This window comes from Mesorhizobium sp. dw_380 (genome assembly GCF_018588885.1).
GTDB lineage: Bacteria > Pseudomonadota > Alphaproteobacteria > Rhizobiales > Rhizobiaceae > Mesorhizobium.
Window position 1 is genome coordinate 1 of record NZ_JAFFIW010000008.1, and the last position, 18,917, is coordinate 18,917.

Genomic DNA, 18,917 nt, shown 5'->3' on the forward strand with positions numbered 1-18,917 from the left:
GCGCCGTAGAGCACGGCATCAACGATTGGTCTCGCCATCATCAATCGCCCTCGTCCTCATACCCCACCAGATGCAGCGGTCTCGCCGCGATGCCTTCCAGCTCGCACCAGCGCACCAGCGCTTCCTCGCGGCCATGCGTGACCCAGATTTCCCCGGCGCCGGTCTCCTTGATGGTGGTGATCAGTTCGTCCCAGTCGGCATGGTCCGAGATGATCAGCGGCAGCTCGACGCCGCCTTGCCTGGCGCGCTGGCGGATGCGCATCCAGCCTGACGCGAAGCACGAGATCGGATCGGGAAAGCGCCGCGCCCAGCGGTCGGCGAAGGCCGCCGGCGGGCCGACGATGATGGCGCCTGCGAAATCTTGCCTGCCGCCCTCCACCGTCGCCGGTTCGAGTATCCCCAGGTCGATGCCCTGGCTCTGATAGTACTGGCTGAGCTTGTCCAGCGCGCCATGGATGTAGAGCGGCCTGTCGTAGCCGGCGTCTCGCAACAGCCGCATCACCCGCTGCGCCTTCCCCAACGCGTAGGCGCCGACCAGATGCGAGCGCTCGGGAAACTGCGCCGCCGATTTCAAAAGGCGTGCGATCTCTTCGGTGTCGGGCGGATGGCGAAACACCGGCAGGCCAAAGGTCGCCTCGGTGATGAACACGTCGCAGCGGATCGGTTCGAACGGCGCACAGGTCGCATCCTTCTGCCGTTTGTAGTCGCCGGACGCGACGATGCGCATGCCTTGGTGTTCGACCGATATCTGCGCCGAGCCCAGCACATGGCCGGCCGGGTGGAAGCTGACGCTGACCTCGTTGAGGACGATCGTTTCGCCGAGCCGCGCCGCCTGGCTTGTGCCGGCAAAGTCCTCGCCATAGCGCAGGCCCATAATGTCCAGCGTCTGCTGCGTCGCCAGAACCGAGCGGTGGCCGGAGCGCGCATGGTCTGAATGGCCGTGCGTGATCAGCGCCCGGTTCACCGGCCGCACCGGGTCGATGAAGAAATCGCCCGGCGGGCAATAAAGGCCCTCGGGTCGGGGATGAAGCAGGTCGCTGGCGCGCATCGCACCAAGATAGGATATAATTCCGCTGCGGGAAGCCTGTTGTCGGAGACTGCTGACTCCCGGGCATGCTTTGCTTTACAGAGATGACAGCCCGGCTGCCTGCGCCGGCGGAACCCACCATCATGAAACCGCTTCAGACCTCGTCGGGCGATTTGAACGCCGATCGCCGTGCCGACTATGCCGAGATGCTCTTCGCCTCCGGCGACCACACGGAGGCGGCCGATCTGCTGCTCGGCGCGCTGGAGTTGGCGCCGCAATGGGCGATGGGCTGGTTTCGCCTTGGCGAGATGCAGGAGGCATCAGGCAGGCTCGACCTGGCGGCGCAGGCCTGGACGATGTCGCTGAAACTGGATCCAGCCGATCGCCAGGGCGCGGCCCTCAAACTGCAGCTGATCGGCAAGGGTCCAGCTGCTGCCGCGCCGCCCAGCGCCTTTGTCGAAACGCTGTTCGACCACTATGCGGAAACGTTCGAGGCGGCACTGGTCGGCAAGCTTGATTATCGGTTGCCCGAGTTTCTTGAACAAGAGATTCGCAAGGCAAGGCCGGGTCGTTTCCGCCTGGCGCTCGACCTCGGCTGCGGCACCGGGCTGATGGGCGAGAGGCTAAGGCCGATCGTCGACCGGCTGGAAGGCATCGACATCTCGGCCAGGATGCTGAGGAAGGCGCGGGCGAAAGGCATCTATGACACGCTGACAAAAGCGGATCTGCAGGGATTTTCCTATTCAGCCGACAAGCCCGATCTGGTGACAGCAGCCGATGTGCTGATCTATGTCGGCGCGCTCGAAGGCCTGGTCGAGATGGTCGCCGGCCTGCTTGCCGGCGGCGGCCTGTTTGCTTTCTCCGTCGAGCGCCTGGCAGGCGAGGGCGATTTCGCGCTGCAGCCCTCCCGGCGCTACGCCCATTCGGACAGCTATGTCAGGCGGACGCTCGAGGCCAACGGGTTTTCGATCCTGGCGCTTGAGCCGACGACCATCCGGCAGGATCGTCGCGAGCCCGTCAAAGGGCTGACCGTCGTGGCACGGAAAGCACACGCCGCTTGAAGTGTGGGTGACCATGACGCCGTGGCCCTTGCTCATCCGTATTGCTGCGAAAAAGTCCGATTTGCGTGCGCGACTGATATTTGCGATCTGGTCGCATCAGGGCGGGATACAGGAGGAGCATATCGGATGCGCTGGAACATGATGATCTTGGCATCTTGCCTGGCAACGGCCGGCTGCGTCGGCAATTCGATGTCCGAGCGCCAGGACGCCAACATAGAATCCTCGCTGCAATATGACACCGTGCCATGCGATCAGCTGCTGGCGCAGCGCAATGGATTGGCGCAGCAATACAACCTCCCGACGACCGCGAAGCCGACCTTCTCCAATCCCGCCATGGGTTTCGGTCCGTTCACGCCGGACATGCGCTCCAAGGCCCAACGCGATAGCGACAAGGCGTCAGGCGAGATCGATGCCATGAACCGGTCGATCGAGCGCCGCGACTGCGGCAAGCCGGACAAGCAGAAGAAGTTCGCGCTGCCTGGCTAGATCGTGCGGTCCGGCTAATACCCCGCCTTGCGGTCCACCAGGTTCTCGAGCTTTTCGCCGCGCTCGAAAGCGTCCATCTGGCGCAGCATGATCGGCGCCAGGTGCATGGGATCGGAGGTCGCCGCGGCGTGCGGTGTCACGAACACTTTTGGATGGCTCCACAGCGGGCTGGTCTTCGGCAGCGGTTCGACCTCGAACACGTCGAGGCTCGCCTCCTTCAGCGTGCCGTCATCCAGCGCCCGCACGATGTCGGCGTCCTTCTGCAGGCGGCCGCGTCCGGCATTGATCAGCACCGAGCCGCCGAGGCCGTTGCGCTTTCGCAATTCCTTCAGCACGCCATAGTTTATGATGCCCTGCGTGTCCGGCGTCAGCGGCAAAAGCACGACCAGTATATCGGTCGCCTTGAGGAAGGGGATCAACCCGGCCTCGCCGGCATAGGTCGCCACTCCCTGCATCGGCCGGTCGGTGCGCGACCAGCCATTGACGGCAAAGCCGAGCGACAGCAGCACCGAGGCCGCCGCGCGGCCAAGATTGCCAAGCCCCATAATGCCGACGGAGATGTCGCCGGCCGGCCTCTGCTGCGGCTCGTGCCAGATCTTCTTTGCCTGCTGCTGCCGGTAGAGCAGACCCTGGCGGTGGTGATCGAGCACCCGCCAGACGACATATTCGGTCATGTACTGGGTGAGGTTCTCGGCGACGACCTTGACGATCGGCACGTCGGGCAGGCCCGGGTCGGCGAAGATATGGTCGACGCCGGCGCCGATCGAGAAGATGGCGCGCAGATTGGGCAGCGAGGACAACAGGTTCGGCTTCTGCTTCCACACCACGGCATAGGTGATCGACGGATCCTTGGCGCCGTCCGGCTCCAGCACCACCTCGCGCTCGGCCGACAGCAGGTCGCGCCAGCGCTGCGGGTGAAAGCCGGTGACGGCAAGCAGGATGCGGCCTTTTTCCATCGCGGTATTCTCGTCCCTTTTACGCAAAATCACTCGCTGACGATTCCGACCGGCGCCGTCTCTATCTTGAAGGCGGCCGAGATCAGCGCCCGAGTATAGTCGGTTTGCGGATTTCCAAAAATCTGTTCGGAAGGACCGGCTTCGACGATCTGGCCGTTGCGCATGACGATGACATCGTTGGCCAGCGCGCGGATGACCTTGAGGTCATGGCTGATGAAGAGATAGGCGAGGTTGTGCTTGGCCTGCAGGTTGCGTAGGAGGTCGACAACCTGCGCCTGCACGCTCATGTCGAGTGCCGATGTCGGCTCGTCCAGCATGACGAAGCGCGGGTTCAGCACCATGGCGCGCGCGATGGCGACACGCTGGCGCTGGCCGCCGGAAAACTCGTGCGGATAGCGGTTGCGGGTCGCCGGATCGAGCCCAACCTCCTTCAGCACGGCCGCCACCTTGTCGTCGCGCTCGTCGGGCGACAGCTTCGGCTCGTGGATCTTCAGGCCTTCCTCGATGATCTCGGCGATCGACATGCGCGGGCTGAGCGAGCCGAACGGATCCTGGAAGACGATCTGCAATTCGCGCCTGAGCGGCCGCATGGCGTTGAAGGTGAGCTGATTGATGTCACGCCCGTTGAACTGGATGGTTCCGGTCGACGAGATCATGCGCGCCAGCGCCAGGCCGAGCGTCGTCTTGCCGGAGCCGGACTCGCCGACGACGCCCAGCGTCTGGCCGGCGCGCACGGTGACATCGATGCCGTCGACCGCCTTCACGTGATCGACGGTGCGCCGGAAGAAGCCCTGCTTGATCGGGAACCAGACCTTGATGTCCTTTCCGGTCATGACAGGCTTGGCACCGGCATTGGCGGCCGGCGGCTTGCCTTTCGGCTCGGCGGCCAGCAGATGCCGCGTATAGGCATGCTGCGGCTTGGCGAAAATGTCCTTGGTCGGCCCGGTCTCGACGATCTTGCCCTTGGTCATCACGCAGACCCGGTCGGCGATCTTGCGCACGATGCCGAGATCATGGGTGATGAACAGCATTGACATGCCCTTGCGGCTTTTGAGGCCGGCCAGCAGTTCGAGGATCTGCGCCTGCACGGTGACGTCGAGCGCCGTCGTCGGCTCGTCGGCGATCAAGAGTTCCGGTTCATTGGCCAGTGCCATGGCGATCATGACGCGCTGGCGCTGGCCGCCGGACAGTTGGTGCGGATAGGCGTCGAGGCGCTTCTGCGGATCGCGGATGCCGACCTCGTTGAGCAGGGCCAGCGTGCGTGCCTTGGCCGGGCGGTCGGCCATGCCCTGATGCAGCTTCAGGATTTCGACGATCTGCTGCTCGATCGTGTGCAGCGGATTGAGCGAGGTCATCGGCTCCTGGAAGATCATGGTGATCTTGTTGCCGCGCACCTGCCGCAACTGCTTCTCGCTCATGGCAAGCAGATCGGCACCCTGGAACAGGATCTTGCCCGACGGGTGGCTGGCGCTGGGATAGGGCAGGAGCTTCAGCACCGACAGGGCCGAGACAGATTTGCCGGAGCCGGATTCGCCGACCAAAGCCACCGTTTCGCCCTTGGCGATGTCGAACGAAATATGGTCGACGGCGACAGACTGGCCGCCGTCCTGGCCGAAGGCGACGCTGAGGTCGCGAACGGAGAGCAAAGAAGCAGTCATGCATCAATTTCCGCTATGACTTTATCAACGGCAGAAATCTCCGGTCGTATGATCGAAATTTGCGCTGTCAATTGGGGAGGGACAAGCCGATTTGGCGTGACAGAATAGGCATCCTTCAATCTGGTATCGGCAGTCAGAAATTGTGTGCACCCGAAATGCATCGCCGTCGAAGGATGAATAGCATCCGGCAGCCTGAGAGAAATGAACTGCGAGCGAAGCTGTGCTGCGTGCCAGAGAACCTCGCGAGTTACCGCCCCAATCGAGACAAAGGCGTTACCAATCGAGATATTGTCATAGAGCTCAACAAGCGGCTCATTGCTCTTTTTCAGAGGGTCAACCATCAACTCCGCCAGCACGAGCTCGCTTGTCGCGAGAAAAGGCTGCTTTCTGCCCTCGTTCAGTGAAATGAGCTGAAGCAGTTTTTTTGCCAGAGCATCGTTATTTTCGAAAGCGTAGATGAAAATGTTCGTGTCGACGTAAAGCCGGAAGGCGGCCATCAATCCTCCCACTCATCGCGGAGGGCACGAACACGCGCAACGGCCTCTTCGAGACTTGTTCCCGCCGCGTTGGCCTGCGCATTCCGCATAAGTTCAAGCAACTGTTTGCGGCCGAGAGGCCGTTTGGCTTCCTCTTCTACCGTCACCTTAACCGAGGCACTCAAAGCTATACCCTCTCGCAGCTCATCCGGGAGTTTGGATGCAGGGTAATGCTCAAGGATGACCTTATTCACAACTCTGTCCTTTCGTGGGGTACGATATGAGGAACTGCTGTTTGTGATCCGCCCACTGACCATGGCCATCAGTCGTTTCGACAATTGATGCGCCTACGCTCATTTTCGTTCGGACAGCCACACTGAGAATATATCATGCTGAATGCCGATCCGCATCGCTGTCATCGGAACGTCTTGCGCGGATCGAAGGCGTCGCGCGTCGCCTCGCCGACGAAGACCAGCAGCGACAGCATCAGCGAGATGACGATGAAGCCGGAAATGCCGAGCCACGGCGCGTTGAGGTTGCGCTGCGCCTGTTTCAGCAATTCGCCGAGCGAGGCGGAGCCGGGCGGCAGGCCGAAGCCGAGATAATCGAGCGAGGTCAGCGTCGAGATCGAGCCCGAAAGCAGGAACGGCAGGAAGGTCAATGTCGCCACCATGGCGTTGGGCAACAAATGCCGGAACATGATGGTGCGGTTGGGCACGCCGAGCGCCCGTGCCGCGTTGACATATTCGAAGTTCCGGGCGCGCAGGAACTCCGCCCGCACCACGCCGACCAGCGCCACCCAGGAGAACAGCAGCATCAGGCCGAGCAGGATGAAGAAGCCCGGCGGCAGGATGGCGGCGACGATGAGCAGCAGATAGAGCACCGGGATCGCCGACCAGATTTCGATGAAGCGCTGGAACAGCAGATCCGTCCAGCCGCCGAAATAGCCCTGCAGGGCGCCGGCGCCGACGCCGATCAGAGCCGAGCCGGCGGTCAGGATCAGGCCGAACAGCACCGAAATGCGGAAGCCGTAGATGACGCGCGCCAGGACGTCGCGCGCCTGGTCATCGGTACCGAGCCAATTCCAGTTGCCGACAGTGCAGGCCGGGTCGGCGGCGCCCTGCGGATACTGGTTGCAGCGCGTCTTGGCGTCATACCGCCAGGACGGCTTGGCCGGTGCGGCTTCCGGAATGGCGTTGTTGACGGTCTGGTAGGAGTAGCGCACCGGCGGCCAGATCATCCAGCCATTGGCGTTGATCTCGTCCTGGATCACCGGGTCGCGATAGTCGGTGACGGCATAGAAGCCGCCGAATTTTTCCTCGGGATAGGCGACCAGGACCGGAAACAGGATCTCGCCCTTGTAGGAGGCGATGATCGGCTTGTCATTGGCGATGAATTCGGCAAACAGCGACAGCACGAACAGGACGAGGAAGATCCACAGCGACCAGTAGCCGCGCCGGTTGGCCTTGAAGTTCTGCAGGCGGCGCTTGTTGAGCGGCGACAGGAAAGGCCGCGGCATCCGCTCCGGCACCACTCCGGCAGTAACGCTTGCCTCCGACATCAGACGTCTCTCCGCTCGAAATCGATGCGCGGATCGACCCAGGTGTAGATGAGGTCGGACAGCAATCCGATGAACAGCCCAAGCAGCGAGAAGATGTAGAGATTGGCGAATACCACCGGATAATCACGCTCGACCACCGATCGGAAGCCGAGCAGGCCAAGGCCATCGAGCGAGAAGATGTTCTCGATCAGCAACGAACCCGTGAAGAAGGCGGAGATGAAGGCGCCGGGAAAACCGGCAATGACGATCAGCATGGCATTGCGGAAAACGTGGCCGTAGAGCACCTGCCGTTCCGACAGGCCCTTGGCGCGCGCGGTCACCACATACTGCTTTCGGATCTCTTCCAGGAACGAGTTCTTGGTCAGCAGCGTCGTCGTGGCGAAGGCCGACAGCACCAGCGCCGTCAGCGGCAGGGTCATATGCCAGAAATAGTCGACGATCTTGGCCGGCCATGACAGCTGGTCCCAATTGTCCGAGACGATGCCGCGCAACGGGAACCAGTCCCAGAACGAGCCGCCGGCGAACAGCACCATCAGCATGATGCCGAACAGGAAGCCCGGAATGGCATAGCCGACGATGACGACGCCGCTGGTCCAGATATCGAACGGCGAGCCGTCCTTCACCGCCTTGCGGATGCCGAGCGGGATCGAGATCAGGTAGGACAGGAGCGTGATCCACAGCCCGATCGAAATCGAAACCGGCATTTTCTCGAGGATCAGGTCGAGCACCGAGATATCGCGGAAGTAACTGTTGCCGAAATCGAACCTGGAATAATTCCACAGCATCATGCCGAAGCGCTCGAGCGGCGGCTTGTCGAAGCCAAACTGCTTCTCCAGCTTCTTGATGAATTCCGGATCGAGCCCCTGCGCGCCGCGATATTTCGAGCTGACATCGCCGGCGGCATCGAAGTTGGCGCCACCCGCGTCACCACCGCCGCCACCGCCGAGGCGGTCGCTGCCGCCCTGGTTCGTCAGCTTGGCGATGACCTGCTCGACCGGGCCGCCCGGCGCGAACTGGATGACGGCGAAGGAGATCGCCATGATGCCGAACAGGGTCGGGATCATCAAAAGGATGCGGCGCAGGATATAGGCGCCCATCAGGCGTTGTCCTCCCTGAGGACGACTGCTGTGTCTGGGGGTAGCCCCAAGGCAATGGCTTCAGACCGGTCGACGCCGGCGCTGCCCCTCATTGTCCTGCCGGACATTTCTCCCCGTATAGTGACGGGGAGAAAGGGGCTGGCCGCAGTCTCGGCGCTTTTATTGCGACGCTTGTGATTGGCGAAACCATCGATGAGAGCGCCCCTCTCCCCGTCACTATACGGGGAGAGGATGCCGGCAGGCAGGTGAGGGGCGGCGCCAACGCCCGCAAGAAATTCAGCCTTTGCCAATTTTTGCCGCCTTGCCCTTATCGAACCACCACAGCGTCTCGACCGGAAAGCCGAAATCGGGCTTTTGCTCGACAAAGCCGAACATGTCCCAATAGGCGACGCGGTGATTCGCCAGATAGTATGTTGGAATCCAGTCTAGCCGCGCGCGCAAGACCCGGTCGAGCGCTCTGAGGGCGGTGACGAGTTCGCTTCGGCTATGCGCCTTGCCGGCCGCCACGATCAGCGCATCGATGGCCCTGCTTTCCGTGCCGGGATAGTTGCGCTGCCCCGGCGTTTTCGCCATTCGGGAATCATAGAGCATCTCAAGGCTGTCGTCAGTGGGCGTCGCCCCGATCGACCAATGCAGCACGGTAAGATCGAAGTCGAAATCGCTGTGCCGCTGTTCGTACTGCGCCGAATCGATTTGCCGGATCGAGGCGTCGATCCCGATCGCCTTCATATTCTCGGACCATGGGGTGAAGATGCGAACGATGCCGTCATCTTCCGCCAGCATTTCAACCCGCAGCCGCTCGCCCTTGTCATTGACGACGAAACTGCCGGCGCGCTTCCAGCCGGCTTGCGCGAGCAGTCTCGAAGCCTCGCTCAGCAGCTTGCGGTCATGGCCCGAACCGTCGGAGAGGGGCTGCGTCACCGCTTCACCAAAGACCTCTGGCGGCAACTCGGCCCGGAACGGCTCCAGCAGGGCCAGTTCCCCAGGCGAGGGCAGGCCTTCGGCCTTGTAGTCCGACCGTTCGAAGTTTGATTGCGAGCGCTCGTAAGAGCCGTAAAAGAGGGCGCGCTTCATCCATTCGAAATCGAAGCATCTGGCGATCGCCCGCCGCACCCGCTCATCGCGGAATTGCGGACGACGCTGATTCAGCGCGGCACCCTGCATGTCTGGCGCTTTCTCACCGGGAAATTCCCGTTTGACGACCTTGCCGTCCTTCAGCGCCGGAAAGTCGTAACCGGTTGCCCATACCCGCGCGGTAAATTCCTCGCGAAAATGCGTGTCGCCTTTCTTGAAGGCCTCGAATGCCGCCTGCCGGTCAAGGTAAAAGTCGATCCGGATGCGGTCGAAATTGTGCAGGCCGCGGTTCACGGGTAGATCACGGCCCCAATAGTCCGCGACGCGTTCGTATTCGACGGTCTGTCCGGCGGCCACCCGCCCCATCTTGTAGGGTCCCGAGCCGAGCGGCGGCGTCATCGTCGAGGCATCGAAAACATTGGCCGTATAAAAGGCTTTGGACACGATCGGCATCGCCACGATCGCAAGGATGTTTTGCGCGGATTGTTCGCCGTTGAAGGTGAGGTTGAGAGTGGCAGGATCGACCGCGACCGCATCCGTCATGTGCCGCAGCGCTTTGGAAAGGTTCGGATGGCCCTGTTCTTTGTAGAGTTTCAACGCGAAGGCGACGTCTTCGGCGGTCAGCGGCGAACCGTCGTTGAACCGCGCTTGCGGTCGCAGGCTGAAGCGGAAGCCATTGCGGTCTTGCGACAGGGTAACGGACTCGGCGAGCAGGCCATAGACCGCGTCCGGCTCATCGAGCGCGCTTGCCATCAGGGCATCGAAACAGAGTTCTGTGCGCGGTGGCGAATCTCCCTTCAACACCAGGGAATTCAATGTGTTGAAAGTCAGGAAGCTCTGGTTGAGGGTGGCGTTAGGCGGCGCAAAATTCATCTGGCCGCCCTTGGGCGCATCGACATTCACATAGTCGAAATGGGTGAAATCCGGCCTGTATTTGAGGTCGCCGAAGGCGGAGAGCCCATGCAGTTTCACGCCAGTCGCAATGTCGGCGAAGGCCTTGCCCGGCAGCATGGCGGCGGCAGCGGCGGCAGTGCCCAGGGCGAGAAAATCACGGCGGGGCAGCACCGCCATCAATTGCTGCCCCTGTATTTCGCCGCCAGCGCCTTTTCCTTGTCGAGGTCGATCCACCAGGAGTCCGGATCGTATCCCGCATAGGCAGGCTGCTTGTCGGGGATGCCGAATTTGTTCCAGTAAGCCACCCAGATCGCCGAGCGGTAATATTGCGGCACGACGTAGAAATTCCACAACAGCACGCGGTCCAGCGCATGGGTGGCGGCAACGAGATCCTCGCGGTCGGTGGCGAAGATGATACGGTCGACCAATGCATCGACGGTCGGATCCTTGATGCCCATCAGGTTTCGCGAACCGGGCGTGTCGGCGGCCTTGGAACTCCAGAAATCGCGCTGCTCGTTGCCGGCCGAATCCGACTGGCCGAACAGACCGGTGACGACATCGAAATCGAAATGGTTGACGCGGTTGATGTATTGCGTCTGGTCGATGATGCGCAGCGTGGCGTCGACGCCGATCTTGCGCAGATTGGCGATGTAGGGGCTGGCGATCACCTGATCGGTATCGTTCCAGCCCAGGATTTCGAACTTGAACGGAGCGCCGGTCTTGGCATTGACCATCTTGCCGCTCTTGATCACCCACCCAGCCTTGGCGAAGAGGTCGACGGCCTGTTTCAGGTATTTTCGCTCCGCTTGCGGCGAATCATAGACGGGCAGCTTGAACTCCTGGGTGAAGAGTTCGGGCGGCAGCTTGTCGCGGTACTTTTCCAGGATTTCCAGCTCTTTACCCTGTGGCAACCCGCTCGATGCCAGGTCGGTGCCCTGGAAATAGCTCGAGGTGCGGGTGTTGGAACCGAAGAACAGCGTTCGGTTCATCGACTCGAAATCGAACGGATAGGTCAGCGCCTCGCGCACCAGACGATCCTGGAACAGCGGCCGCCGCTGGTTGAGCACGAAGCCCTGCATCGGCTGCGGCGAGTGGCTCTGGAAAACCTTCTTGATGACGTCGCCGGCCTTGATGGCCGGGAAATCATAGGCTGTCGCCCATTTGCGCGAGCTGAATTCGCGGTTGAGGTCTTCCAGTCCGCCCTTGGTGAAGGCCAGCCATGCCGCATTGTCGTCGAGTATGTAGGTGAACCGCCGGGTGTCGAAATTCTCGCGGCCGACCTTCACCGGCAGCTTGGCTGCCCAATAGTCCGGCACGCGCTGCCAGACGATTTCCGAACCGGGTTTGAAGCTGGCGATCTTGTAGGCGGCCGAGCCGAGCGGAATTTCCTGCGTTGGCTTGGTGATGTCGCGCTTCTTGCCGTTGGCGTCGGTACCTTCCCACCAGTGCTTCGGCAGCACGGCGAGGTCGCCGATGATCTTCGGCAGTTCCCGGTTGCCCTTCTGGTTGAAATGGAACTCGACCTCGCGGTCGGAGATGGCCACCGCATCGGTGACGTTCTCGAAATAGCGGCTGTATTGCGGGCTGTTCGCCTTTAGCACCTGGAACGACCAGATCACGTCGTCGACCGTGATCGGCTGTCCGTCATGCCATTTCGCGCGCGGGTCGAGCCGGTATGTCGCTGAGGAATAGTCGGCCGGATATTTGTAGGCATCGGCAATCAGCGGGTGGCTGACGCTGCCTTCATCGGTCGCCTGCTCCATCAGCGTGTCGTAAAGCAGGCCGCCGCCGAATCCGAACAGGCCCGCCGCCGGCGTCCCCTGGACGATGTAGGGGTTGAAGCTGTCGAATGTCCCGAGCACCACGGAATTCAGCGTTCCGCCCTTCGGCGCGTTCGGGTTCACGTAATCATAGTGCTGGAAATTGTCGCCGTATTTGGACTGGCCGATCAGCGATGAGGACGTGCGCCACTCGTCGGCCTGGCTCACTTGCAGCCCCGCCGTCAGCAGGATCGCGCCAAGCAGCGACTTGAGAAGCGTTCGGCCAACCGTCATGCACTATCCTCTTCGCGATGCGTGCCAGATCATTCCGCAAGTGCAATCCTAGATGATTTGACGCTCGTGAAAACCGCCCTGCGCGGCTTTGTCGCCGCGCATGCGGATTTCCCAACGAAAAAAGCCGGGCTGAACCCGGCTTTTTCAAGGTCATGGAGACGATATCTCTGGTTATTTGGCCGGAGCAGCCGGAGCAGCCGGCTTTGCCGGTGCGGCGCCGTCAGCGGGCTTTGCCGGCGCGGCTCCATCGGCCGGCTTGGCGGGCGCGGAGGCGTCTGCGGCGGCACCAGGTGCCGGCAGCGGCTTTGGATTGTCCGACAGCGTGCGCAGATAGGCGATGACGTTGGCGCGGTCCTCGTCCTTGGGCAGGCCGGCGAAGCCCATGGCCGTACCCTTCACGAATTTCTTCGGCGAGGTGATGAAGTGGTCGATGTTGTCATAGGTCCACTTCTCGGCGCCGCCCTTGGAGAATTCCTTCATGCCGGCCGAATAGGCGAAGCCTTCATGTTCGGCGACCGGGCGGTCGACGAGATCCCAGAGGTCCGGGCCGACCTTGTTCGGGCCACCCTTTTCGCCGGAATGGCAGGCCTGGCATTTCTTGAAGACGGCCGCACCCTGCTCGACATTGGCGGCTGCCAGACGGTCGGCGATCGGCTTGGCCGCGGCGGCCGGCGCGGCCGGGCCGCCTTCGGCGGGTTCCGCGGCCTCGATGGCGAAGCCGGGCTTTTCGGGGGCCGGCGAGGCAAACAGCGCGTCCGACACAATGCCGACCGAGAAAACGACGAAAACGGTCCCGAGCAATCCGGCGAGCAGTTTGTTGACTTCGTTGGAATCCATACGCCCCTTGCTCCCTTTTCCGGCGGACCGAACCGTCCACTCCGTCCGTCGGTATCGAGACCTGCCCCTCCGGAGGCGGTCAAATCGCGCGGAAACTAGGTCTTTTGCTCGGGCGTTGCAACACCTATAAGGGCGCTGCCAGTGAGACCTTTTGCCACTTTTCCTTGTCCTCTTTTCGAACGCCTTGCCATAGCGATGTCCACCCTGATCCTGATCCCGGCCCGCATGGCCTCGACCCGCCTGCCGGGCAAGCCGCTGGCCGACATCGCCGGCGCTCCGATGATCGTCCATGTCGCACGCCGTGCGGCCGAGGCCGGCCTCGGCCGGGTGGTGGTGGCGACCGACACGCAAAGCGTCGCCGAAGTGGTGCGCGCGCATGGTTTCGAGGCGGTGATGACCCGCATGGATCACGAGTCGGGTTCGGATCGCATCCACGAGGCGCTGGTCGCGCTTGATCCCGGGCGCAAGGTCGAAACGATCGTCAACGTGCAGGGCGACCTGCCGACCATCGATCCCGGCATCATTGCCGCCGCGCTCAGGCCGTTCGAGGATGCGGCCGTGGATATAGCCACGCTCGGTGTCGAGATCGTCCGCGAGGCGGAAGGGACCAATCCCAACGTCGTCAAGATCGTCGGCTCGCCGCTGTCGGCCACGAGGCTGAGGGCGCTCTATTTCACCCGCGCCACCGCGCCATGGGGCGAGGGGCCGCTCTATCACCATGTCGGCCTCTACGCCTATCGCCGCGCGGCACTCGAGCGCTTCGTCGCGCTGAAGCCGTCGCCGCTCGAGCGCCGCGAGCGGCTGGAGCAGTTGCGGGCGCTGGAAGCCGGCATGCGCATCGATGCCGAGATCGTCCAGTCGCTGCCGCTTGGCGTCGACACGCCGGAAGACCTCGATCGCGCCCGAACCATCCTTTCACACTGACAAATCCCTTCGAACAGAGACACCGTGAATCGAGACTTGGCCATGCCCGAAAAAACCAACAGAATATCCTTCCAGGGCGAGCCCGGCGCCAATTCCGATACTGCCTGCCGCAACGTCTATCCCTCGATGGAGCCGTTGCCATGCCCGACCTTCGAGGATGCGTTCAACGCCGTCGAGACCGGCAAGGCCGATCTCGCCATGATCCCGATCGAGAACACCATCGCCGGCCGCGTCGCCGACATCCATCACCTGCTGCCGGAATCCAGGCTGCACATCATCGGCGAATATTTCCTGCCGATCCATTTCCAGCTGATGGTGCTGCCCGGCGTCAGGCGCGACGAAATCAAGACCGTGCACAGCCACATCCACGCGCTTGGCCAGTGCCGCAAATACGTCCGCAAGAATGGCTGGAAAGCAGTCGTCGCCGGTGACACCGCGGGTGCGGCCAAGATGGTCTCCGAGGTCAAGGACCGCACCATGGCGGCGCTGTCGCCGGCGTTGGCCGCGACGCTCTACGGGCTCGATATCATCGAGGAGAATGTCGAGGACACCGATTCCAACGTCACCCGCTTCGTCGTCCTGACCAAGAACAAACAATGGGCAGAGCGCCCGTCACCAGACGTCAAGATGATGACGACCTTCATCTTCCGCGTCCGCAACGTGCCGGCCGCGCTCTATAAGGCGATGGGTGGCTTCGCCACCAACGGCATCAACATGACCAAGCTGGAGAGTTACCAGCTGGGTGCCTTCACGGCGACGCTGTTCTACGCCGACATCGAGGGCCATCCCGACGATCCGCTGGTCAAGCTGGCGCTGGACGAGCTTCGCTTCTTCTCACGCGAAATGCGGATCCTGGGCGTCTATCCGGCCAGCGAGTCGCGTGAACAGTGGAAGGTGGCGGACTAGCTTTCTTGTTTGGGTAGGATTTCTCGGACAACACCTTGGGCCGGCGGATTGCGGTCAACTCTAAGTGTCGAAGGCTCGATCCGAACCAATGAGTCGTGCGATTCTGTCGATTGTCGCGCGCACCTCCGGCAATTTGCGATCATCGCCGTGCACCACCAGCCATTGTTCATGTGACAGCTCCTCTATCACATCATCGGTGCGAACCAGATCGTTGTGGGCATCACCAACAAAGCAGGGCAACACCACATGGCCAGCGCCAGCAAGCGCGAGGTCAAGGAGCGAGCGCGGCTGGGTGACTTCAATGCGTATTTGATCCCGTTTTTTGGCGCGCACCCAGATTGCCGATGGCGTATTCACCATCGCCGCAATCCAATCAGCTTTTCGAACAGCATTCGGATGTGCATAGGGAGCAAATGCTACGATCTTTGTTCTACGAGCCGCGAGTCCCGGCTCGGACGGACGCCGGTTCCGAATTCCGATCAAGGCCTCGCGCCTGCCTATATTCTGCACCTCTTCAACGGCGCTGAAGACAATGTTCCGGCCGGTCACTTCCAGTTTTTCAATGTTGCGCGCCAGATACCACGTCATCCAGGTGCCCGCGGATACACGGATGGGTGCCGACACGTTTCGCCGTGAGAACTCCCTTGCGATATCCAGGAACCGCTGATCGATGATCTCCGCCTGAGATGTCAGCGCTCGACCTGCTGCCGTCAACTCATAGCCGGATGGCAGCCGAGAGAACAACTCGGCGCCCAACGCCCGTTCAAGGTCGACGATATGCCGGCTCAGCGTTGCCGCGCTCTGACCAACAGCCTTAGCTGCGGACGACAGGCTTCCATCGCGTGCGACTGCCAGAAAGATTCGCAGATCCGACCAATCCATGGCTATTTCATTCATGCGCTACTCCTCTTCATTTTTGTCGACTCACATCTGAAGCCGATCCGGAGCATATCAAGACCGGGCATTCAGCGGAGAACGGCAATATGGCAGCGCAAATTCACTTGGGATCGCGGATTGGCATGGGCTGCTGGGCAATCGGCGGCCACTTTTGGTCAGGCGAGGTCCCCGTCGGATATTCCGGCGCCGACGACAGCGAATCCGTCAGGACCATTCATGCGGCATGGGATGGTGGAATTCGGCTCTTCGATACGTCGGCGGTGTATGGTGCGGGGCACTCAGAAGCGCTTTTAGGCGAGGCCCTATCAGGCCGTTCGGAAGCAGTTATCGTGTCGAAATTCGGCCATTCGTTTGATCCGGTTTCCCGCCAGATGACTGGCCCGAGGTTCGACCCCGACTATGTGCGCTGGTCGGTTGGTGAGAGCCTTCGCCGACTAGGTAGTGATTGCATCGACGTGATGTTGCTCCACCTGAACGATCTCTCGATCGAACACGCGGAACCGGCGTTTGAGGTCTTGGAGCAATTTGTCCAAGCTGGAGATATTCGAAGTTATGGCTGGAGCACTGACTTTCCGCCAAACGTCGGTGCATTCGCTGACTGGAGCAGCTTTTCCACGGTCCAGCATTCGATGAATGTCTTCTTCGATGCGCCGTCAATGTGCAAAACTGCACATGACAACGGGTTGGCGCAGCTGATCCGGTCGCCGCTCGCCATGGGCGTGTTGACGGGCAAATTCTCGGACGGACGGGCGGTTCCACCAGACGATGTCAGGTCGGTTGCCGCAGATTGGCAGGTATACTTTGAAGCATCGCGCGCCCGTTCCGAGTTGACCAGGCAGATCGACGCAATCCGCGAGTTACTCACCGCTGGCGGGCGGACGCTCGGTCAGGGGGCGTTGTGCTGGCTGCTGGCGAAAGGCGGCAACATTCACCCCATCCCGGGCGCAAAAACCGCCAAACAGGCTGTTGAGAACGCCGCAGCCATGGAGTTTGGGCCACTGCCAGAGACCGTGATGGCTGAGATCGAAACCATACTGCAAAGACCGCCAGAAGGTGAGTTTCGCTCCCGATAGCCGCCGCTCCGTCGTGGCTTCACAACGGCCGCTTGGGGTCGAACGCGGTTTTTCGGAATGACTATCCCCAGCCCAGCGGCACGTAATCGATCTCCATGAACGTCTCGACCTCCGGCACCCAGCGGTCGCGCACGAAGGCGACATGGTCCGGATGGTCGTTGTACCTGTTGTAGGCAGCCTGGTCGGCGAACTCCATGGAGAAGCCGAACTGGTAGTCGTTCTTGGGGCTGACTTGCCGCAACTGTTCGAAATGGGTGACGCCCCGGATCGCCGAGAGGATTTTCCTGGCGTCGACGAGGAACCGCTTTTCGTCCAGCGAATGCGGCGCATGCTTCAATGTGAACACTACGGTGTGACGGATCATTTTCTGCTCCTATTCGCTGTCGACCCAGGCGCGGATGAGGTGATGCGCGATGGCGCCTTTCGGCGGCGTGATCAGATTGCCGGCATGCTCCCGGGCCAGCATCAGGCGCACCTCGTCGCGGCCAAACCAGCGGCAGTCTTCCAGCTCGGTCAGATCGGCCTGGATGTCTTCGTTGAGCGGCTCGCCGAAGCAGCCGATCATCAGGGAATAGGGGAACGGCCAGGGCTGGCTGGCATGGTAGACGACGCGGCCAAGCCGGATGCCGGCCTCCTCCAGCGTTTCGCGGCGCACCGCCGCCTCGATCGTCTCGCCCGGCTCGATGAAGCCGGCAAGCGCCGAATACATGCCCGGTGCGAAATGCCGGCCGCGTCCAAGCAGGCATTTTTCACGGGTCGCCGTCAGCATGATCGCCACCGGGTCGGTGCGCGGGAAATGCTCGGTGCCGCAATTCGGGCAATGACGTTTGTAGCCGCCCGCCCGCATCTGCGATTCGCTGCCGCATTTGCTGCAGAAGCGATGGCTGGCGTGCCAGGCGAGCAGGGCAGCACCTTGCGCCATCGCGCCGGCGGCGGCCTCGTCAATCAGCCCTTGCATGTAGACCGAGCGATAGTCGATCGCCTTGACGGTCTCGGGCAGTTGTTCGGCGTCGATCCCGACCGGCACCGCCAGCACCGGCCCCTGTTCGGAAAAACCGAGCAGGACACCCCCGGCGAAGGAAGGGCTGAAGCGCTCGCTCTCGCCGGCGCCGAACCACGGGTCGAGGCCGCCGCCCTCACCAAGCTTCAGGTGGAGCCGGCCGCCATTCATCAGCAGCAGCCGCGTCGCCGGATCCGCCAGCGCCTTGTCGACCGAATCGTCGGCGCGGTTCTCGGATTGCCGGTCGATCGTGTTGCCGGCAAAGCCGACAAACTGGCTCGGCTCGCGCAGGGGCGCGTCAAACAGGCTGAAGCTCATGCGGACTCTGGTGCTTTGGGATGGTTATGTTTGGGGCGAACATGTTTTGGGACGAACACGGGGAAGGCTTATAGCGCCGCCCTTATCGTTTCGGCAAACCGGCGCAGGTCGGAACGCTCATAGGGCTCGCGCAATCCGTACCCCCACACCGGGCCGGGCCAGCCGGGATCGCCTTCGGACCGTGCGATGATATGGATATGCAGTTGGCGCACGATGTTGCCGAGCGCGCCGGTGTTGATCTTGGTGCAGCCGCTCACTTTCTTCAGCGCCTGCGCCACCATATTGGTCTCGAAGGTCAGCATGGCCTGGTCGAGCGGCGTCATGTCGTGGACCTCCTCCACGCCCGGACGCTGCGGCACCAGGAGCAGCCACGGCCAGCGGCGGTCGTTCATCACCCGCAATTCGCACAGCCCAAGCCACATCAACTGCTCGCTGTCCGCCTCCAGCCGGGCATCCAGCGTGAATCCGGCCTTCAGGCCCGGCAACATCGGCGTTTCCCTTGCTTTTCTTGGTTTCCTCAAACTCGTGAGGCTAGAGCGGTGGCCTGGGGGCTGCAAGCGAATCATTGTTTCCCTTACGGTTTGGTGCGCCGAATCTCGTGCGCACTTGCATTTCATC

Annotated in this window: 19 protein-coding genes; 5 read left to right on the top strand and 14 right to left on the bottom strand. The window is 61.9% G+C overall.

The window, feature by feature from the left end; genetic code table 11:
- Window positions 1–40: 40 nt before the first annotated feature.
- Window positions 41–1,048, bottom strand: coding sequence for a ligase-associated DNA damage response exonuclease (locus JT360_RS10155; RefSeq protein WP_214471402.1), 1,008 nt, complete (start codon window positions 1,046–1,048; stop codon window positions 41–43).
- Window positions 1,049–1,170: 122 nt separating this feature from the next.
- Here JT360_RS10155 and JT360_RS10160 point away from each other — a divergent pair, with 122 nt between their 5' ends.
- Window positions 1,171–2,088, top strand: coding sequence for a class I SAM-dependent methyltransferase (locus JT360_RS10160; protein ID WP_214471403.1), 918 nt, complete (start codon window positions 1,171–1,173; stop codon window positions 2,086–2,088).
- 126 nt (window positions 2,089–2,214) lie between these two features.
- A complete protein-coding gene (locus JT360_RS10165; RefSeq protein WP_214471405.1) occupies window positions 2,215–2,574 on the top strand; it encodes a hypothetical protein in 360 nt (119 codons plus the stop codon).
- A 14-nt stretch (window positions 2,575–2,588) separates the two neighbouring features.
- Here the strand turns inward: JT360_RS10165 and JT360_RS10170 are convergent, their stop codons facing one another.
- The 9 genes from JT360_RS10170 to JT360_RS10210 all read right to left on the bottom strand — a co-directional run bounded on the left by JT360_RS10170 (window position 2,589) and on the right by JT360_RS10210 (window position 13,181).
- Window positions 2,589–3,530: a 2-hydroxyacid dehydrogenase gene (locus JT360_RS10170; RefSeq protein ID WP_214471406.1), complete on the bottom strand. Its 942-nt coding sequence runs from the start codon at window positions 3,528–3,530 to the stop codon at window positions 2,589–2,591.
- A gap of 29 nt (window positions 3,531–3,559) precedes the next feature.
- Window positions 3,560–5,188 carry an ABC transporter ATP-binding protein gene (locus tag JT360_RS10175; protein WP_214471407.1) on the bottom strand — a complete coding sequence of 543 codons (1,629 nt, stop codon included), beginning with the start codon at window positions 5,186–5,188 and terminating at the stop codon, window positions 3,560–3,562.
- Complete coding sequence (locus JT360_RS10180) at window positions 5,185–5,685, bottom strand: type II toxin-antitoxin system VapC family toxin (protein WP_214471408.1); 501 nt, start codon at window positions 5,683–5,685, stop codon at window positions 5,185–5,187. The genes JT360_RS10175 and JT360_RS10180 overlap by 4 nt, the downstream gene beginning before the upstream one ends.
- Window positions 5,685–5,918: a hypothetical protein gene (locus JT360_RS10185; protein WP_214471409.1), complete on the bottom strand. Its 234-nt coding sequence runs from the start codon at window positions 5,916–5,918 to the stop codon at window positions 5,685–5,687. Before JT360_RS10185 ends, JT360_RS10180 begins: the two co-directional genes overlap by 1 nt.
- A gap of 161 nt (window positions 5,919–6,079) precedes the next feature.
- Window positions 6,080–7,225, bottom strand: a complete 1,146-nt coding sequence (locus JT360_RS10190) for an ABC transporter permease (RefSeq protein WP_214471410.1) — start codon at window positions 7,223–7,225, stop codon at window positions 6,080–6,082.
- Window positions 7,225–8,322 carry a microcin C ABC transporter permease YejB gene (locus JT360_RS10195; protein WP_214471412.1) on the bottom strand — a complete coding sequence of 366 codons (1,098 nt, stop codon included), beginning with the start codon at window positions 8,320–8,322 and terminating at the stop codon, window positions 7,225–7,227. Before JT360_RS10195 ends, JT360_RS10190 begins: the two co-directional genes overlap by 1 nt.
- A gap of 276 nt (window positions 8,323–8,598) precedes the next feature.
- Window positions 8,599–10,467, bottom strand: coding sequence for an extracellular solute-binding protein (locus JT360_RS10200; protein WP_214471414.1), 1,869 nt, complete (start codon window positions 10,465–10,467; stop codon window positions 8,599–8,601).
- Entirely contained in the window at window positions 10,467–12,344 is a 1,878-nt protein-coding gene (locus JT360_RS10205; protein ID WP_214471416.1) for an extracellular solute-binding protein, read from the bottom strand. Before JT360_RS10205 ends, JT360_RS10200 begins: the two co-directional genes overlap by 1 nt.
- A gap of 171 nt (window positions 12,345–12,515) precedes the next feature.
- Entirely contained in the window at window positions 12,516–13,181 is a 666-nt protein-coding gene (locus tag JT360_RS10210) for a c-type cytochrome (RefSeq protein WP_214471418.1), read from the bottom strand.
- Between the two features lie 195 nt (window positions 13,182–13,376).
- Between JT360_RS10210 and JT360_RS10215 the strand changes: the two genes are divergently transcribed.
- Both JT360_RS10215 and JT360_RS10220 read left to right on the top strand, forming a co-directional pair.
- Entirely contained in the window at window positions 13,377–14,105 is a 729-nt protein-coding gene (locus tag JT360_RS10215) for a 3-deoxy-manno-octulosonate cytidylyltransferase (protein WP_214471419.1), read from the top strand.
- Between the two features lie 42 nt (window positions 14,106–14,147).
- Entirely contained in the window at window positions 14,148–15,011 is an 864-nt protein-coding gene (locus JT360_RS10220) for a prephenate dehydratase (protein WP_214471421.1), read from the top strand.
- 60 nt (window positions 15,012–15,071) lie between these two features.
- Here JT360_RS10220 and JT360_RS10225 read toward each other — a convergent pair whose 3' ends face one another.
- Complete coding sequence (locus JT360_RS10225; RefSeq protein ID WP_214471422.1) at window positions 15,072–15,908, bottom strand: LysR family transcriptional regulator; 837 nt, start codon at window positions 15,906–15,908, stop codon at window positions 15,072–15,074.
- Window positions 15,909–15,994: 86 nt separating this feature from the next.
- Between JT360_RS10225 and JT360_RS10230 the strand changes: the two genes are divergently transcribed.
- A complete protein-coding gene (locus JT360_RS10230) occupies window positions 15,995–16,981 on the top strand; it encodes an aldo/keto reductase (protein ID WP_250888713.1) in 987 nt (328 codons plus the stop codon).
- A gap of 61 nt (window positions 16,982–17,042) precedes the next feature.
- Here the strand turns inward: JT360_RS10230 and JT360_RS10235 are convergent, their stop codons facing one another.
- From JT360_RS10235 to JT360_RS10245, 3 genes are all read right to left on the bottom strand, one after another.
- On the bottom strand, window positions 17,043–17,345 hold the full coding sequence (locus JT360_RS10235) for a Dabb family protein (RefSeq protein ID WP_214471423.1): 303 nt from the start codon (window positions 17,343–17,345) through the stop codon (window positions 17,043–17,045).
- Window positions 17,346–17,354: 9 nt separating this feature from the next.
- Window positions 17,355–18,299, bottom strand: coding sequence for an NAD(+) diphosphatase (gene nudC / locus JT360_RS10240; RefSeq protein ID WP_214471424.1), 945 nt, complete (start codon window positions 18,297–18,299; stop codon window positions 17,355–17,357).
- 68 nt (window positions 18,300–18,367) lie between these two features.
- On the bottom strand, window positions 18,368–18,787 hold the full coding sequence (locus JT360_RS10245; RefSeq protein WP_214471425.1) for an HIT domain-containing protein: 420 nt from the start codon (window positions 18,785–18,787) through the stop codon (window positions 18,368–18,370).
- Window positions 18,788–18,917: the final 130 nt, after the last annotated feature.

Excerpts from the sequence above, each read along its gene's own strand:
- JT360_RS10200 (WP_214471414.1), bottom strand. The coding sequence starts at position 10,467 with ATGGCGGTGCTGCCCCGCCGTGATTTTCTCGCCCTGGGCACTGCCGCC.
- JT360_RS10155 (WP_214471402.1), bottom strand. The coding sequence starts at position 1,048 with ATGCGCGCCAGCGACCTGCTTCATCCCCGACCCGAGGGCCTTTATTGC.
- JT360_RS10165 (WP_214471405.1), top strand. The coding sequence starts at position 2,215 with ATGCGCTGGAACATGATGATCTTGGCATCTTGCCTGGCAACGGCCGGC.
- JT360_RS10175 (WP_214471407.1), bottom strand. The coding sequence starts at position 5,188 with ATGACTGCTTCTTTGCTCTCCGTTCGCGACCTCAGCGTCGCCTTCGGC.
- JT360_RS10195 (WP_214471412.1), bottom strand. The coding sequence starts at position 8,322 with ATGGGCGCCTATATCCTGCGCCGCATCCTTTTGATGATCCCGACCCTG.
- JT360_RS10225 (WP_214471422.1), bottom strand. The coding sequence starts at position 15,908 with ATGAATGAAATAGCCATGGATTGGTCGGATCTGCGAATCTTTCTGGCA.
- JT360_RS10180 (WP_214471408.1), bottom strand. The coding sequence starts at position 5,685 with ATGGCCGCCTTCCGGCTTTACGTCGACACGAACATTTTCATCTACGCT.
- JT360_RS10235 (WP_214471423.1), bottom strand. The coding sequence starts at position 17,345 with ATGATCCGTCACACCGTAGTGTTCACATTGAAGCATGCGCCGCATTCG.
- JT360_RS10210 (WP_214471418.1), bottom strand. The coding sequence starts at position 13,181 with ATGGATTCCAACGAAGTCAACAAACTGCTCGCCGGATTGCTCGGGACC.
- JT360_RS10215 (WP_214471419.1), top strand. The coding sequence starts at position 13,377 with ATGTCCACCCTGATCCTGATCCCGGCCCGCATGGCCTCGACCCGCCTG.
- JT360_RS10230 (WP_250888713.1), top strand. The coding sequence starts at position 15,995 with ATGGCAGCGCAAATTCACTTGGGATCGCGGATTGGCATGGGCTGCTGG.
- JT360_RS10170 (WP_214471406.1), bottom strand. The coding sequence starts at position 3,530 with ATGGAAAAAGGCCGCATCCTGCTTGCCGTCACCGGCTTTCACCCGCAG.
- JT360_RS10160 (WP_214471403.1), top strand. The coding sequence starts at position 1,171 with ATGAAACCGCTTCAGACCTCGTCGGGCGATTTGAACGCCGATCGCCGT.
- JT360_RS10190 (WP_214471410.1), bottom strand. The coding sequence starts at position 7,225 with ATGTCGGAGGCAAGCGTTACTGCCGGAGTGGTGCCGGAGCGGATGCCG.
- JT360_RS10245 (WP_214471425.1), bottom strand. The coding sequence starts at position 18,787 with ATGTTGCCGGGCCTGAAGGCCGGATTCACGCTGGATGCCCGGCTGGAG.
- nudC (WP_214471424.1), bottom strand. The coding sequence starts at position 18,299 with ATGAGCTTCAGCCTGTTTGACGCGCCCCTGCGCGAGCCGAGCCAGTTT.
- JT360_RS10205 (WP_214471416.1), bottom strand. The coding sequence starts at position 12,344 with ATGACGGTTGGCCGAACGCTTCTCAAGTCGCTGCTTGGCGCGATCCTG.
- JT360_RS10220 (WP_214471421.1), top strand. The coding sequence starts at position 14,148 with ATGCCCGAAAAAACCAACAGAATATCCTTCCAGGGCGAGCCCGGCGCC.